This window comes from Streptomyces sp. NPDC029152 (assembly GCF_055564355.1).
In genome coordinates this window covers 77301-93875 of sequence record NZ_JBVHWR010000002.1, presented here as the reverse complement: position 1 = coordinate 93875, position 16575 = coordinate 77301, and the positions used below count along the sequence as shown (strand labels likewise).

11 protein-coding genes and 1 pseudogene are annotated in these 16575 nt (G+C 73.1%); 7 read left to right on the top strand and 5 right to left on the bottom strand.

All coding sequences use genetic code 11. The features are described from left to right. Positions 1-6 precede the first annotated feature (6 nt). Both ACZ4V6_RS04255 and ACZ4V6_RS04250 read right to left on the bottom strand, forming a co-directional pair. Positions 7-690 (bottom strand): ABC transporter ATP-binding protein, encoded by a 684-nt coding sequence (locus ACZ4V6_RS04255; protein WP_467822365.1) that lies wholly within the window; start codon positions 688-690, stop codon positions 7-9. Next, positions 687-1772, bottom strand: a complete 1086-nt coding sequence (locus tag ACZ4V6_RS04250) for an ABC transporter permease (protein ID WP_467822363.1) — start codon at positions 1770-1772, stop codon at positions 687-689. The genes ACZ4V6_RS04255 and ACZ4V6_RS04250 overlap by 4 nt, the downstream gene beginning before the upstream one ends. A gap of 248 nt (positions 1773-2020) precedes the next feature. Here ACZ4V6_RS04250 and ACZ4V6_RS04245 point away from each other — a divergent pair, with 248 nt between their 5' ends. From ACZ4V6_RS04245 to ACZ4V6_RS04225, 5 genes and pseudogenes are all read left to right on the top strand, one after another. Beyond that, a complete protein-coding gene (locus ACZ4V6_RS04245) occupies positions 2021-3187 on the top strand; it encodes a sensor histidine kinase (RefSeq protein ID WP_467823120.1) in 1167 nt (388 codons plus the stop codon). Next, on the top strand, positions 3184-3828 hold the full coding sequence (locus ACZ4V6_RS04240) for a response regulator (protein WP_467822361.1): 645 nt from the start codon (positions 3184-3186) through the stop codon (positions 3826-3828). The genes ACZ4V6_RS04245 and ACZ4V6_RS04240 overlap by 4 nt, the downstream gene beginning before the upstream one ends. A gap of 503 nt (positions 3829-4331) precedes the next feature. Beyond that, positions 4332-5021, top strand: a complete 690-nt coding sequence (locus ACZ4V6_RS04235) for a GAF and ANTAR domain-containing protein (RefSeq protein ID WP_467822359.1) — start codon at positions 4332-4334, stop codon at positions 5019-5021. Between the two features lie 115 nt (positions 5022-5136). After that, positions 5137-6332 (top strand): annotated as a pseudogene (locus ACZ4V6_RS04230) (cytochrome P450); the annotation flags it as partial. 120 nt (positions 6333-6452) lie between these two features. Then, positions 6453-6857, top strand: coding sequence for a hypothetical protein (locus ACZ4V6_RS04225; RefSeq protein WP_467823117.1), 405 nt, complete (start codon positions 6453-6455; stop codon positions 6855-6857). Between the two features lie 31 nt (positions 6858-6888). On the opposite strand, the gene ACZ4V6_RS04220 is transcribed toward ACZ4V6_RS04225, so the two are convergent. Both ACZ4V6_RS04220 and ACZ4V6_RS04215 read right to left on the bottom strand, forming a co-directional pair. Continuing rightward, positions 6889-8037: an enolase C-terminal domain-like protein gene (locus ACZ4V6_RS04220; RefSeq protein ID WP_467822358.1), complete on the bottom strand. Its 1149-nt coding sequence runs from the start codon at positions 8035-8037 to the stop codon at positions 6889-6891. Between the two features lie 112 nt (positions 8038-8149). Next, positions 8150-9229 carry a PP2C family protein-serine/threonine phosphatase gene (locus ACZ4V6_RS04215; protein WP_467822356.1) on the bottom strand — a complete coding sequence of 360 codons (1080 nt, stop codon included), beginning with the start codon at positions 9227-9229 and terminating at the stop codon, positions 8150-8152. Positions 9230-9772: 543 nt separating this feature from the next. Here ACZ4V6_RS04215 and ACZ4V6_RS04210 point away from each other — a divergent pair. Continuing rightward, entirely contained in the window at positions 9773-12187 is a 2415-nt protein-coding gene (locus ACZ4V6_RS04210; protein ID WP_467822355.1) for a family 20 glycosylhydrolase, read from the top strand. Between the two features lie 120 nt (positions 12188-12307). On the opposite strand, the gene ACZ4V6_RS04205 is transcribed toward ACZ4V6_RS04210, so the two are convergent. Continuing rightward, positions 12308-14179 (bottom strand): exo-alpha-sialidase, encoded by a 1872-nt coding sequence (locus tag ACZ4V6_RS04205; RefSeq protein WP_467822353.1) that lies wholly within the window; start codon positions 14177-14179, stop codon positions 12308-12310. A 502-nt stretch (positions 14180-14681) separates the two neighbouring features. Between ACZ4V6_RS04205 and ACZ4V6_RS04200 the strand changes: the two genes are divergently transcribed. Then, positions 14682-16484, top strand: a complete 1803-nt coding sequence (locus tag ACZ4V6_RS04200) for an RICIN domain-containing protein (RefSeq protein WP_467822352.1) — start codon at positions 14682-14684, stop codon at positions 16482-16484. Positions 16485-16575: the final 91 nt, after the last annotated feature.

Genomic DNA, 16575 nt, shown 5'->3' with positions numbered 1-16575 from the left:
GTCCGGTCAGCGGGCCGGCACGGACACGCTCAGGTGTCCGTCCCTCATCTCGGTGACACGGTCGGCCGCGGCCAGATGGGCGTGGTCGTGGGTGACCAGCACGGTGGCCGTGCCCCGCTCGCGGGTGAGGCGGGTGATCAGGCCGACGACGGCGGCGCCCCGCTCGTGGTCGAGGGCACTGGTGGGCTCGTCGACCAGCAGCACCCCGGGGTCGTTCATCAGGGCACGGGCGATGTTGACGCGCTGGCGCTGGCCGCCGGAGAGCTGGTGGGGGCGGCGGTCGGCCCGGTCCGCGAGGCCGACGGCGCCGAGCAGGTCCAGCGCGCGCTCCCGGGCGGCGCGGGGACTGCGGCCGTCGATGTGGGCCATGACCTGGAGCTGCTCGGCCGCGGTGAGGGACGGCAGGAGGTTGGGCTGCTGGAAGACGATCCCGATGCGGCGCCGGCGCAGGTCGGCCAGCTCTCCGCGGCTCATCCCCCCGGTGTCGGCGCCGTCGACGGTGACCGACCCGGCATCAGGGGTGATGAGGGTCGCGGCGACGGCCAGCAGGCTGGACTTGCCCGATCCGGAGGGGCCGACGACGGCGGTGAGGCTGCCGCGCGGCACCTCCAGGGTGACGCGGTCCAGGGCGGTGAGACGGCCGTCGCCGTCGGGGTAGGTCAGGGTGATGCCGGTCAGGTGCAGGCTCATCGGGCGCTCCCCAGGGCGGTCAGCGGGTCGACGGACGTGATGCGGCGGACGGCGAGCGCCGCGCCGAGCCCGCCGAGCAGGATCATCACGGCGGCCGGGACGAGGACGGTGGCGGGTGCCAGGACGAACGGCACCGAGCCGGAGACCGCGGCGCCGACCGCGACGGCGGCGGCGGTGCCGGCGAGGGTGCCGCCGGCCAGCAGGACGACGGCCTGGCCGAGCGCGTCGCGCAGCAGCCCGGCGGTGGAGGCGCCCAGGGCCTTCAGGACGGCGATGTCGCCGCTGCGCTGGATGGTCCACACGGTGAAGAAGGCTCCGACGACCAGGGCGGAGATGACGAACAGGAAGCCGCGCATCAGTTGCAGGGAGCCGTTCTCGGAGGAATAGGAGCCGATCGCGGACAGGGATTCCTCCTTGGTGACGGTCTCGGTGCCCGCCGCCCGGTCCGTGGCCGCGAGGTCGGCGCCGGGGCCGGTGTCCAGGGCGATCACCGTCGCGACGGGTCCGTCCGCGGCGCCGGCGGGCGGGGCGACCGCCTGCCAGGTCCGCAGGCTCGTCCACACCACCGGTGTGTGGCTGAAGGAGGCGTCACCCCCGGCCGCGGCCACGGTCAGCCGCCGGCCGGCGACGGTGACGGTGCCGCCCGCCCGGACGCCGAGTTCGTCGGCGACGGCGGCGGACAGCACCACCGTACGGTCGTCGATCCGGGCGCCGCCGGGCGCGAGCGGGGAGCCGGGCCGGACGCCGAAGACGGACACGCCGGTGCTCCGGTCGCCCGCGCGGGCCCGGGTGAGGGTGATGCCGAGCGGCTCGGCGCCGCGGACACCGGGGGCGTCCGCCCACCGGCGCCACTGTGCCTCGGTGACGGCGGAGTCGGCGTACGACAGGTCCTGACCGCCGCTCGGGGCGGCGAAGGCGATCCGGTCGGCGGGCAGGGACGTGACGGCGGAGACGTTCTCCCGGGCCAGGCCCTCGGTCAGTCCGGACAGCAGCCCGACCAGCAGGGTGATCAGTACGACGACGGTTCCCATCAGGGCGAACCGGCCCTTGGCGAACGTCAGGTCTCTCAAGGCGACAAACACGTCTTCGCCCGGCCTTTCGAAGCGGTGTGGTGGAGGAAACAGGGGGGTGTGCCGCCGCGGAATCGGCGACACCCCCCACCGTCGTCGTCCGGGGGCCGGTCGGGCATCGGTCCTGAGCGGGCACTTCGCGGGCCGAAGGATGCGGGCCGGTCTCTCACTTTCGGCAGATGCCCGGCCCGCCGGGAGGTCCGTAGGCTGGGACGATCGTGAACGCGCTGACTCCCACCCCCCGCTCCCTGGCCTGGGCCATGCACCTGCTCGTGGCCGGCCTGCTCGCCCTGGTGGCGCTGCGCGCGGTGGCGGACGGCCGGCCGCACGCGCCCGCCGTCGTCGCCGTCGCCGCGGTGCTGGGCGCGGTGTACGCCGTGGGCCCCGCCCACCCCGCGGTCAGCGCCTCCCGCCGCGCCGCGGCCCTGTGGCTGGCGGCCGTGGGCGCGGTGTGGCTCGTGCTGCTGGCCCTGTCCGCCGAGGCGGTGTGGCTGGCGTTCCCGCTGTACTTCGTCCAGCTCCATCTGCTGCCGCGCCGGGCCGGGCTGGCCGCGGTGCTGGGCACGGCCGTCGCGGCGATCACCGCCTTCTCCGTCCACGCGGGCACCTTCACCGCGGCCACCGCGATCGGCCCGGTCCTCGGCGCCGCCGTCGCCGTGGCGGTGGTGTGGGGCTACCAGGCGCTGTACCGGGAGAGCGAGCAGCGCCGCCGGCTGATCGAGGAGCTCACCGTCACCCGTGCCGACCTGGCCGACGCCCAGCGTGCCGCGGGCGTCCTCGAGGAACGCGAGCGTCTGGCCCGGGAGATCCACGACACCCTCGCCCAGGGGCTGTCGAGCATCCAGCTGCTGCTGCGCGCCGCCGAGCGGGCCCTGCCCGGCCGGCCGGAGCCCGCCGTCACCTACGTGGGCCAGGCCCGGCAGGCCGCGCTGGACAATCTCGCCGAGGCCCGTCGCTTCGTCGCCGCCCTCTCCCCGCCCGCGCTGGACGACACCCCCCTGGCCGACGCGCTGGAGCGGCTGTGCGCCACCACCGCCGACCGGCACCGGCTCGACGTGCGGTTCCGCCTCGCCGGCCCGCCCCGCCCGCTGCCGACGGCGCAGGAGGTCGCCCTGCTGCGCGTCGCCCAGTCGGGCCTGGCCAACACGGTGGGGCACGCACGGGCCGGAACGGCCGAGGTCACCCTGAGCTATCTCGGCGACGCGGTCGTCCTCGGTGTCGTGGACGACGGCGTGGGCTTCGACCCGGCCGCCGTGCGGGTGCCCGGCGCGGACGGCGGTGGCGGGTTCGGGCTGGCCGCCATGCGGGCCCGCGTGCACGCCGTCGGCGGCACGCTCACCGTCGAGTCCTCCCCCGGGCAGGGCACCGCGCTGTCCGCCCGGATCCCCTCCGCCCCCACCGACGACGATCCGGAGGACCGGCCGTGACCGAGACCGCCCCGACGCCCATCCGGCTGCTGCTCGCCGACGACCACCCCGTCGTCCGGGCGGGGCTGCGCGCGGTGCTGGAGACCGAGGAGGGCATCACCGTGGTCGCGGAGGCGGCGACCGCGGAGGAGGCCGTCGTCCGGGCCGGTCTCGGTGACGTCGACGTCGTCCTGATGGACCTCCAGTTCGGCAAGGGCATGAACGGCGCCGAGGCCACGGCCGCCATCACCGCGCGTCCGGGCGCCCCGCGCGTCCTGATCGTCACGACGTACGACACCGACGCCGACACGCTGCCCGCCATCGAGGCCGGTGCCACCGGGTACCTGCTCAAGGACGCGCCGCCGGAGGAGCTGGCCGCCGCCGTGCGCACCGCCGCGACGGGCCGGACCACGCTCGCCCCCGCCGTCGCGGACCGGCTCATGACCCGGCTGCGCGAGCCGCACACCTCGCTGACCCGTCGTGAGACGGAGGTCCTCGCGCTGGTCGCCGAGGGGCTGTCCAACCAGCACATCGCGGACCGGCTGCACCTGACCGAGGGCACGGTGAAGTCCCATCTGGCCCGCGTCTACGCCAAACTGGGCGTCGACTCCCGCACGGCCGCGGTCGCCGCCGCCACCGGCCTCGGTCTCATCCGGCGCTGAACCGGACCGGTCCGGCGCTCTTCGGCGCGCGGGCCGGACAGGGCGGCGGCGGTGACGATCAGGCGGCTGTTGAACGGCGGGGAGACCCGGCTGGGCGTCGCGCCGGGGCTCTCGGCCAGGGCGGGCGGGATCGGGTCGGCCGGCCGACGCCCCTGCACGGGACCACGCAGGCGAACGCGGCGGAGACGGCAGGCTGCCGGAACGGACGTGCGGCCTTGCCGCGCGGCGCACTCACGCGCGGCCGAAAGACGCCCTCGCCCGTGACGAGTCCGGTCAGCCGCCGGGCGCCCCGCGGCCCGGCCGGGCCGGCGCCGAGGAGGCGTCGGGCTCGCCGGAACCCGTGGCGCGCACGTCCACAAGCGCGTGGTGGATCCGGAGGCAACGGGGAACAAGACGGCCGTGCGCGTCCCCCGCACGGCTCCCGACGCTTTTGCGTCCGTTCGTCTCCGGGCACTCCTAGGGAGCCGGTGCGACGAAGCGGAGCGGCGGAACAGGAGGACGGTATGGACTGGCGAGCGTTCGCCGAGGAGATGGCCTCGATGGCGCGGGAACTGCTGGCCCAGGAGTCCGTGCACGACACGCTGGAGCGGATCACCGGCTCGGCCACCGAACTGGTCGAGGGCTGCGAGGCCGCCGGCATCCTCCTGCTGCGCGGCGGACGGGTGCAGTCGCTGGCGCCCACGGAACAGTTGGTGATCGACAGCGACCAGCTCCAGGAACGCGTCGGCGAAGGGCCGTGCTTCGACGCCGCGCGCACCTCCGAGGGCGAGCGGCACTTCCGGATCACCGACTTCACCGACGTGGCGGAGCGCTGGCCCGCGTACGTGCCCGAGGCCCGCAAGCTGGGACTGGGCAGCATGATGGGCATCCTGCTGTTCACCGAGGACGAGAACCTCGGCGCGCTGAACTTCTACTCACGCCGGCCCGGCGCCTTCACCGAGGCCAGTGAGACCGCCGGCTGGCTGCTGGCCTCGCACGCCGCGGTCGCCTTCTCCAGCGCGCGCACCCAGGCCCAGCTGCAGGAGGCCATCGGCACCCGGCACACCATCGGCGAGGCCATGGGCATCCTGATGGGCAGTCACCGGCTCACCGAGGACCAGGCCTTCGCCGCGCTGCGCCGCTACTCCCAGGACCGCAACGTGAAGCTCCGCGACGTCGCCCGTCAGGTCTGCGAACGGGGCGGTCTTCCCTGAGTCCGGCCCCCTTCCGGCGACCACGAACTCTCGTACAGTGACCGCCCGCCGGACGCCGCACGGAAACTTCCCGTTCCCCGTGCCGCCGACCGCCGGCCGGGGAGGCCGCGCCGGCATGACGACCGGTACCGAAGAAGCCCGGACACAGCTCGACCCGTTCGTCGCCGGCCTGGACGGCGAGAGCGCCCGGCTGCGCGCCGCCGGGCCGCTCGCCGCCGTGGAACCGCCGGGCGGCGTGCCCGTCCGGGCGGTCACCCATCACGCCGAGGCCAGGGCCCCTCTCACGGACCCCCGCCCGGTGAAGGACATCAACGTGTGGGGAGCATGGCGGCGCGGGGAGACCCCCGCGGGCCGGCCGCTGACCGGCCCGGCCGATCCGGGGCGCCCCATGCTCACCGTGGACGGCGCCGAGCACCGCCGGCTGCGTGCGCTCGTCGCGCAGGCGCCCACCGCGCGCCCCGTCGAGCACCTGCGGGGCCGGATCACCGAACTCACCGGCCGGCTGCTGGACGGACTGCCCGCCGACGGCGTCGTCGTCCTCGAGGCGGCCTTCGCCCATCCGCTGCCGATGTACGTCGTCGCCGGCCTCATGGGCATCGAGGAGGCCCGGCTGCCCCGGCCGAAGGTGCTGTCCGAGGAGTTCTTCCCGGCCCGGACCCCGCCCGAGGAGGTCGTCGCGACCCTCACCGAGCCGGCCGGGACCATGGCGGAGAGGGTCGCCGCGAAGCGCGCCGCGCCCGGTGACGACCTGACCGGCGCGCTGGTCACGGCCTCCGAGGACGGTGGCCGCCTCACGGACGAGGAGAGCGTCTCCACCCTCCGGCCGATGGCCGCCGCGGGCCGTGAGACGACGATCTCGCTGATCGTCGGCGCCGTCGTCAGCCTGCCCGCGCACCCGGAGCAGCGGGCCCTGGCGCTGTCCGGCGAGGCGGACCGGTCCGCGGTGACCGAGGCGGGGCTGCGGTACTCGTCCCCGGCCTCGCACGTCCCGATCCGCTTCGCGACCGAGGACGTCCCGGGCGGCGACAGGGTGCTGCCCGCCGGGGACGCGCTGATCGTGTCGTACGGGGCGATGGGCCGGGACGGGCGGGCGCACGGACCGACGGCGGGCGCGTTCGACATCACCCGCGCCTCACGGAACCGGCACGTCGCCTTCGGGCACGGCCCGCACGTGTGCCCCGGCGCGGCCCCCTCCCGCCCGGAGGCCGGTGTCGCGCGCCGCCCGGGCTGGACCTGGCGGTTCAGGTGGCCGAACCGCGCCACAGACCGGTGGTCACGCGGAACGGCCTCTTCGAGCTGCCGGTCCGCCTGGCTCGGACGGGTCCCGTGGGGCGTTTGCCGCTTCCTCACCGGGTAACTCCGGAATTCCGGACGCCGGCCCCACACGGCATACGGCGTCGACGCTGCTGGACGGTGATTCCAGGAGGCGCGATGTGGTGGAACCGTAAGCGCGGGAAGGGCCGCCGGACCGCACGGACCGCTCCCATGGAGCTGTGCGATCTGTGCGCCAGGGTGTTCCCCGAGGACGAGGCCGTGCGCGGGTACGTGCCGGACTCCTCCTCCGCGCACGAGACCAACGAATGGTTCGACGGGCTGCGGCTCATCACCGCGTGCAGCGACGACCACTTCGACGTGGTCAAGCACGGCTATCAGGACCGGCCCTTCGTGCAGGAGGAACTCTGGGCGGCGAAACTGACCCGCGCGCTGACCACGGGGCCGCCGACGCTCTCCATGGATCAGCTCGCGTGCCGGACGGGCCTGCACGAGCCGCAGATCCGCCGCGCGATCGCCTGGCACAACGAGCAGATGCGGCAGCGGCAGCGCATGGACCCCTGAGGCGGACACGGCCGTCCCTTCCGCGCGCAGGTCAGGACGGTCGCGCGCCGTGGACCCGGTAGGGCTCCGCGTCGGCCCACCTGACGTCCAGACCGAGTCCCGGCCGGCCGGTGTCGGGCCGCAGGGTCCCGTCGACGGGCGACAGGGTGCCGTCGAACAGCAGGCGCTCGACGCGCACGTGGTCGTGGAAGTACTCCAGGTGCCGCAGCCTGCGGACGGCGCAGAAGGCGTGGGCGGAGACCGCCGGGGCGCAGTGCGCGGACAGGTCGAGGTGCCGGGCGGCGGACAGCCCGGCGATCTCCAGCACGCCCGTGATGCCCCCGCACCGGGTGACGTCGGCCTGGAGGCAGTCCACGGCGGGTCCGTCGACCAGGTTGGCGAAGTCCTGCGCGGTGAAGGCGTACTCCCCCGCCGCGATCTCCAGGCGCTCCGGCCCCCGGTCGCGCAGCATCCGCAGCCCCTCCAGGTCTGCGGAGGCGACGGGTTCCTCGAACCAGCGCACGTCCCACTCCTCGTGGAACCTGCGCGCCCAGTACAGGGCCTCCTTGCGGCCGAGCGCGCCGTTGGCGTCGGTGAACAGTTCGGTCCCGTCGCCGACCGCTTCGCGCACGGCGGTCAGGCGCCGCGGATCGGCCTCCGGTTCCCGCGAGGTCTTCAGCTTCACCCGCCCGATGCCCTGCTCCACCCAGCCGGCGAGCTGGCCGGTGAGGCGGTCCGGCGCGTAGTTGGTGAAGCCGCCGCTGCCGTAGACGGGCACGCGGTCGTGGCAGGCCGGCAGGAGGTGCACCAGCGGAAGGTCCAGCAGCCTCGCCTTGAGGTCCCACAGCGCCACGTCGACGGCGGACAGGGCCATGGCCCCGACACCGGGACGCCCGGCGTTGCGGATCCGGGCGCCCATCCGCTGCCACAGCGCCGGGGGCGAGGCGGCGGAGCCGCCGTCGATCACCGGCACCAGTTGCGACCGCACGAACGAGGCGACCGAGGTGTCCCCGTAGGTGTAACCCAGCCCCGTCCTTCCGCCGGCGTGGACCCGGACCAGGACCACGGTCGTGGAGTCCCAGTCGAGCGTGCCGTCCTGCTCCCTGCCCTCCGGGCCGTCGGTGGGGACCTCGAAGGCGTGGACGTCGACCGCGTCGACCGTGCAGTCGTCCAGCGCCGTGGTGCCGGCGGCCCGCGTCATCACCCAACTCCTTCGAAGGCACCTCTGACGTCATCAGTGAGTGACCCGTTCACCGCTCACGCAAACGGAGCGGGCGGCACTGCATCTCCGCCCCCGCGTGCCGGATCCGGATTCACTCCTCCAGGGTGGCGGCGAAGAGCGCCGCGTCGTCCTGCAGGTCTCCCCCGGTGTGCCGGAGGACGGCGCGGAGCACGGTGTCGACCACCACGTCCGGGTCCGCCGGGAGGGGGCGGGACAGTACGGGGATGGGATCGAAGAAGACGCCGTCCGCGTCCCGGGCCTCGTTGATGCCGTCCGTGTACAGCAGCAGAGTGGCCCCGGCGGGCGGATCGAACAGGTCGACCACGACGTCGTCGCCGTTCAGGAGCCCCAGACCGAGCGGCACCGACGGAGTGCTCGGTGTCAGCGGGGTCACCCGGCCGCCCCGGACCAGCAACGGCGCCGCGTGACCGCGGTTGGCGACGCGCAGTACGGAGCAGTCCGGGGGCAGCTCCGCGACGACGGCGGTGGCGAAGGACTCGGCCTCCGCCCCGCTCGACCCCCTGATGACCTCCTGCATCCGGTCCTCCATCTGCTGCACGACGCCCGGCAGGCCGGGCCGGTGGTGGCAGGCCTCGTGGAAGGAGCCGAGCAGGGCGTTGACCGTGCGGACCGCCTCGAGTCCCTTGCCCCGCACGTCGGCGATGAGCATGCGGATGCCGTGGTCGGTCTCGTGGATCGCGAAGAGGTCGCCACCGATGGCCGCCTCCTCGTGGGCGACCTCGTACCGGGACGCCACGGACAGTCGCCCCACCCGGCGGGGCGGATCCGGGAGCACCGCGTGCTGGACCGCGGCGGCCACCTCGCGACTCGTCCTCAGCTGCCGCCGGTTCCCTGCGAGCTGGACGTTGAGGACCGCCGCGATGACGGTGAGAAGGACCAGACTGCTGAACACGGCGATGTCCTGGCGGACCGGCTCCCTCTCCAGATGCACCAGGGCGAGTCCCACGAGGTTCACCGCCACGCCGGTGGCGATCGTCCCGCGCAGGGAGAGGACACTGGCGGCCACCCCGGGGGCGGCCGCGAGCAAGGGGAACGTGTTGACGCCTCCCCGGGTGGCGACGTCGAGGACGAAGGCCCCCGCGATCACCACGGCAGGCAGCCATCGGAGCCGCAGCTCCCTCGCCGGCGCTTCCGTGCGGCCGTCGCGCATCCCACATCCCCAACGTGATCGCTTCCGGGCGGCGCCGTCCCGCGGAGCGTCCTGCCTGCGAGCAGGGACCCCCGGGAACGGGAAGAAGCACGCGCCGCCGAGGCGCCCGTCCACGCGCGGCGGGCACCGCAGTCCCCGGCAGTCTCTCCGTCACCAGCGCGCCCGGACCGTCGGCCGTGCCACCGGGGCGCGCGGTTCCCCCCGGTGGCCCAACCGGGAGGCGTACCGGAGCGCGACGACCGTCTCCGCGCGTGCACGCCCCGCAGGAGGGACGGCCGGCCCCCACCGGGTCACCGCGAGGGTGTCCCGCCGTCGCCACCGCACGCTCCTTGTCATCCGGCGGCACGGGCCCTTACGGCGCTGCGGACGGCAGACATCTGACGTCTACTCTCCAGGCTCGATCCGTTTCCCCGGTACGGGAGGACGAGGCCGCCGCGGCACGGGCCGCGGACCCGCGGCGGTCGCCCCGGGCCGTCCCGCCGCCCTTCCTCCTGAACCGACGCACGCCTTCCCCGCCCACCGAAGCTCAGGATGGTCATCCGCATGAAACGAGCGATCGGTCGTCTTCTGACGGCCGCTCTCCTGGCCACAGGACTGCTCCCCATGGGCGCCGCGGGCGCCGCCTCGACCGACGACGCCGGCAACTCCGCTCCGGCCGTGTATCCCGCCCTGCGCGAATGGCAGGGCGGCCAGGGCCGGTTCAGCCTGACGCCCGCCTCACGCATCGTCCTCGACCCCGCGGAAGGAGTGCTCCTGGGCGACACAGCCCGCACGTTCGCCACCGATCTCGCCGCCCTCACGGGGCGCGTCCTTCCCGTCGTCACCGGGAGCACCGCACGGGCCGGCGACATCACCCTGAGCGCCGGCAGCACCGACACCCGCCTGGGGCCCCAGGGGTACGCCCTGAGCGTCGGCGACGCGCTGGCCGTGGAAGTCGCCTCCGACACGGGGGTGTTCTACGCCACCCAGACCGTCGAGCAGGCCTTCAAGCTCGACGAGTACCGCGCGTCGATCCCCCGTGGCACCGCCCGTGACTGGCCGGATGTCGAGCAGCGCGCCGAGATGCTCGACGTGGGCCGCAGGTTCTTCCCGGTGAACGACCTCAAGGCGCAGATCCGCGAGATGGCGTGGCAGAAGCTCACCACGTTCCACCTCCATCTCACCGACTGGTCCGGTTTCCGCATCCGGCTCGACGAGTTCCCGAAACTGGCCTCCGCCGACGCCTACACCCCCGTCCAGCTGCGGGAGTTGCAGGACTACGCCCGCAAGTACCACGTGGAGATCGTGCCGGAGGTCGACCTGCCCGGTCACGCCAACGCCATCACGTCGTACGACCCCTCGCTGCGCTTCGCCTGTCCCTCGATGGACTACGGCGCCTGGCCCGGCGGTGAGCGCGGCGGCTGGACCCTGGACATCACCGAGGAGCACACCCGCGACTTCGTGCACGACCTCCTGGAGGCCGTCATCCCCTTGTTCGACAGCCGGTACTTCCACGTGGGCGGTGACGAGATCGGTCTGGACGACCGCAAGAACGCCTGCCCCGAGCTGGTCGCCCACCAGAAGGCACGTGGGTTCGCGTACGCCGGGGACGTCTTCGTCGACTTCCTCAACACCCTCAACGACCAGGTGCGTTCGCACGGCAAGACCACCCAGGCGTGGGAGTGGTGGGACCAGTACGGCCAGCAGTCGTCGATCGAGCCCGACCGGACGATCGTCTTCGACGACTACATCGACCGTGATCCGACCCCGCTGGTGGCCAAGGGCTACACCGTGGTCGCCGCCCCGGAGTCCCTGCTGTACGTGAGTGCCGGCATGGGCCAGAAACTCGGCCAGTACGGCTACGTGGACATCCAGGAGGTCTACGAGAAGTACGGCTTCCCGGCGCCGGAGCGGTCGGGCGGGCGGGTGCTCGGCCACAAGGTGGCCCGCTGGGGCGACGGGGCCGAGTCGCGGAGCACCGCCTTCTTCGACCACTTCGCGCGCAGACCGCTGCAGGTGATGGCCGAACGCACCTGGGGGTCCCCGCGTTCCGCGTCCGTGTGGGCGTACCTGGCGCGCGTGGACGCCGTCGGCGGTCCGCCCGGCTCCCCCGCGGGCCACCTCACCGCGGTGCCCACCGCGGGGATGACCGCCACCGCCGACAGCGAGGAGACCACCGGTGAGGAGGGCCGCGCCTCCCAGGTCCTCGACAGCAATCCGTACACGGCCTGGCACACCGCCTACACGCCCACCGCGACACCGATGCCGCACCACGTGACCGTCGACATGGGCGCGCGGCGGCAGCTCGCCGGGTTCCGCTATCTGCCCCGGCAGGACGCCGCGGGCAACGGCCGGGTCGGCGACTGGACCTTCGCCGTCAGCGACGACGGCACGGCCTGGCGCACGGTGGCCAGGGGCACGTTCGCGAACGACCAGCTGGAGAAGGAGGTCGTCTTCGCGCAGACCCCGGCGCGGTACGTACGGCTCACGGCGACCTCCGCGGCGAACGGCCTCAGCCACGCGGGGGCGGCCGAACTCACCCTGTTGCGGCCCGCGTCGGCCCTGCCGGGGACCTCGTTCCGCATGCTCAACGCCGGTTCCGGAAAGGCGGTCGACGTTCCCGCGTCGGCCTCGGCACCGGGTACGCGGCTGGTCACGTGGACGGCACACGGCGGGGACAACCAGAGTTTCACCGCCGTCGCCCATGCCGACGGCGGTCATTCGATCAGGGACACCCGCAACGGGCTGTGTCTCGACGTGCCCGCAGGAGTGTCCACCGCCGGCACGGAGATCATCCAGTGGACCTGCACCGGCGGCGAGAACCAGCGCTGGCTCGTCACCGCGGCGGCGGGCGGCGGCTTCACCGTGACGTCGAAGAGGAGCGGTCTGGTGCTGACGGCGGCCGGCGCGGCCGACGGCACACCGCTCACGCAGCAGCCGGACGCGTCGGCGGCCGACCGGCGCTGGTCCTTCGGCTGACGCCACGCGGCGCCCGCGGGACCGCGGCGGCCCTCCCCCGTGGAAGGGCCGCCGCGGTCCGGAGGCCCGGGACCCGGCCGGTCGCGGTACAGCGGTTCGGCAGGGTCCCGGAGGCGGCGCTCAGTGGATCTCGGTGCGGTCCCCGGTCGCCGTGGAGGACGTCCGCGACCCGTCCGGGGCGATGGCGGACACCGTGAGCGCCGGCGCGAAGCCCTGCTCGAGGTCGGCCCCGACGACGGTACGGGTGCCGCTCGCTCCGCCCTTGCAGACGTACTCGGCGCCCGGGGCGAGCGTGGCACGGGCGCACGCCGCCAGGTTGCCCAGGTTCCCCGCGAGCTGCACCTGGGTCAGCGTGGTGTTGCCGGTGTTGGACACCCGGATCCAGTACGCCATGACGTCGTCGAGCGGACCGGCCGCTCCCGCCGCCTGGATGTTGTCCAGGACGGGGAGGGCGGAGATCCGGGGGACGGCGGCGGCGCCGGCCGCGGGGGTGACGCCTGCCGTCGCGGTGCCGTAGGAGTGCGCGTCGCGGACCGAGTAGACGCCCGTGACCTTCTGTGCGCCGCCGGCGGTGAGGGGCACGTCGACCGGCACCTTCACGGTGGCGCCCTGCCCCGGATCGAGGGCCGATACGGTCACGGAGGCGCCGGTCCATCCGGCGGGGAGGTCCAGCCGCACGCTGCCGGCGGGCAGGGGCCGGTCGTTCTGGTTGACCACGCGCACGTCGAACCAAGCCTGCTCTCCGGCCTTCACCTGCGCCGGTGCGCCGACCGTCACCGGGGCGCAGACCCCGCCGAGCCACTTGAGGTCGAAGGAGGAGTAGGTCATGTGCTGGTAGCCCTCGCGTTCCCAGAGCATGCCGACGCGGGGGTTGGCGCCGGTCCCGTCCGTCAGCGGTGTGAGCGTCGAGTACGCGGACGCCCCCGTGTCGACGACCTTGCGGATGGGCCAGGTCCTGCCGTCGTCGCAGGACATCTTCACGGTGAGATTGCGCCGGATGCCGGTGTCCTCCGTGTTGCTGAACAGCAGCCACTTGGCTCGGGGGTGGCCGGCGGGCACGTCCGGTGCGAAGCGGGTGACCGACCCGTTGTTCGCCGGGTCGGGGAGCGCGGTGTCCTGCTGGTAGGGCGTGTAGGTGACTCCGCCGTCGGTGCTGAAGGCAACCGTGCGGTAGGGCGCGGAACGGTTGTTGAGCAGGATCCGGCCGTCGGACAGTTCGACGGTCTTGTTCTCGTCCCCGCCCCCCGCCGTCGGTGTGCCGGCCCTCCACGTCTCGCCGTGGTCGTCGCTGTACACGCTCACCGCGCGGTTCGCGCCGTCCGCCCGGACCGCGTACTGCTGGATCAGCCTCCCCCTGTGAGGGCCCTGCCTCAGCTGGATCCCCTCTCCCGAGGCGGCGAACATCCCGGCCCAGGCCGGGTTCTTGACCTGCCGGGTGATGCGCCGGTGCGTCCAGGTGACCCCGTCGTCGTCCGAGTAGCTGTAGTCGGCCTGCTGGACGTCCGGGTCGTTCTCGTCGTTGCCGGTGTGCGAGCCCGCGAAGCCCTGGTTCACGGTGGACGCGTAGAAGAGGAAGATCCTGCCCGTCTCGCGGTCGACGAGAAGACTGGGGTCCCCGTTGCCGTGGGGCGCCGGCTCGCCTCGGACCGTCCGCTGGGTCTGCCAGGTGGCGCCGTTGTCCTCGCTCCGGCGGACGACCACCGAGATGTTGCTGGGCAGGTCGGCCATCGAGGGGCGGGCGTCGTAGGCCGCGATGAGCGTGCCCTTGACGGTCCTCGTCAGTGCCGGGATCCGGTAGACGGGAGCTCCCTCGTTGCGGGTCGCCAGATCCTGGGTGACCAGGCTGCCCCCGGCTGCCGCGGAACCGGCGGACTGTGCGGTGGGGCCGGTGGAGGAGGCGTGCGCGGTGGAGGAGGCGTGCGCGGTGCCGGTGGCCGTGAGTGCGGCGGCCACGGTGAGGGACAACAGGACGGGAGTGGTTCTTCGCTGCATGGGCGCCCTTTTCTGGAGTCGGAGGTCCGGCAGACCTGCCGAATCGGTCACCGTCTCCTGGCGCGGCACCCCCGACCCGATACAGCAGACGTCTGATGTTTGGGTCGGCAGGGACGCTAGGGCGACACGGTCACCCCGTCAAGGGATCCGCACGAGTCCGACCCGATCTGCCGCTTCGTCAACGGCTCGCTCACGCTGGGCACTTGACGGCCACCCCGGGGCTCCCTAATCTCCCCAGAGGTTTAGACATCAGACGTCTACTCAAGCGCCACGCAGACCGAGCACCACCCGTACCTGGTCCACACGACGACCCAGCAGGGAGCCCTCTGTGCAGGCGAAAAGACTCACCCTGGCCCTCTCGGCCCTGTGTCTCCCCCTCACCCCCCTGGCAGTCGCTTCCCCCGTCCATGCGACGGAGCAGGCCCAGTCCTTCCACGTGGACTGCGGTGCCGCGGCAGCGGGTGACGGCAGTCAGGCCAGTCCCTGGAACAGCCTCGATCCGGTGAACGCCCACACGTTCCGGCCCGGCGACTCGATCCTCCTGAAACGCGGTTCGACCTGCACCGGGGCGCAACTGTTCCCCAAGGGCTCGGGAGCCGCGGGACAGCCGGTCACGATCGACGCGTACGGGTCGGGCGCCAAGCCCCGGCTCGCCGGGGACGGCAAGGTGACGGACGTCGTCCGGCTCGCGGACCAGCAGTACTGGGAGATCCGCAACCTCGACATCTCCAACAAGGGCGACGCCGCCACCCGGCGCGGCGTCCACATCACGCGCACCGACTCCGGCACCGGCACGCACTACCGCCTCAGCGGCCTGGACGTCCACGACGTCAACGGCAACCAGACCAAGAAGGACGACGACGCCAGCGCGGGCATCTTCTTCGAGGTCCTCGGCACGGCGAAGGCCACCCGGTTCGACGACGTGGTGATCGAGAACAACACGGTCAGGACCGTCGACCGGTACGGCATCCACTTCTGGACCCGCTGGATGCGGCGCCCGGAACTGAACAACCCCAGCTGCGGTGCCGACTGTGGGACATGGACGCCGCAGACCGGTGTCGTCATCCGCGGCAACACCGTGACCGACATCGGCGGCGACGCGATCGTCCCGCACCACACCGAAGGCGCCCTCGTCGAGTACAACAGGGTCGACGGCTTCCGCGAGCGCGAACCGGCCCACTGCGCCGCCGGTATCTGGGGCTGGAACACGAACCGCGCCCTGTACCAGTACAACGAGGTCAGCGGCGGCAGGAGCGAGTGCGACGGTCAGGGTCTCGACATCGACGAGTCCAACATCGGCACCGTCTACCAGTACAACTACAGCCACGACAACGAGGGCGGTTTCATCCTCGTGTGCAACGGCTCGGGCTCCACGACCGCCGACAACATCGTGCGCTACAACGTCAGCCAGAACGACGGCGGACAGCTCTTCGACATGGTCTGTGCCAAGACGGCCAACACGCAGATCTACAACAACACCTTCTACCTCTCCGAGCCGGTCGACATCATCAACAACGCCAACGGCTCCACCGGCGCCAACGTGACGTTCACCAACAACGTCTTCCACGTGGCGACGTCCGAGGCCGCATACGTCAACGCGGGCACCCTCGCCTTCGACTCCAACGTCTTCTACGGCACCCATCCCGCCGGTGAGCCCGTCGATGCCGACAAGGTGACCACCGACCCACGGCTGACAGCGCCCGGCACTGCCACCTCACGCACCGACGCGGACGGTTACCGGCTTCAGGCCGGCTCCTCGGCCCTGGCCAACGGCCGCCCCATGCCGTCGCCCGGCACCCGTGACTACTTCGGCGGCCCGGTGAAGGCGGGCTGCGCACCCGACCGCGGCGCCCACCAACTGTCCACGACCTGCACCGCTGCGCCGAAGCCTGCGAACGGCGTCCACCGCATCGCGGCCGGAGAGCTGGCGATCGACGTGCCCGCCAACTCCCTCGAGCCGGGGACCCGGTTGATCGGCTGGGGATGGCACGGCGGCACCAACCAGAAGTGGGCCGTGACGGCGAACCAGGACGGCACCCACACACTGAAGAACCAGCTCTCCGGTCTCTGCGCCGACGTCGACGCCAACTCCACGCGGGCGGGGGCGGCGGTCATCCAGTGGACCTGCACCGGCGCGGCGAACCAGCGCTGGATCCTGACGGCGAAGAACGGCGGCTACACGCTGGCGGCCAAGTCGAGCGGCCTCCTCCTCACCGCCTCGTCCAGTGCCGACGGAGCATCGCTGACCCAGCAGCCGGCGGCCACCACCGCCATCCAGACCTGGACCTTCACCAGCCAGACCTGAGACCGCGGGCCGACCGAGGAACCCCCCGTTTCTCCGCACCCCGGCGCGGTGCCGACAGTTGGCCGGCACGGGGCCTGGGGTGGCCTTGCGG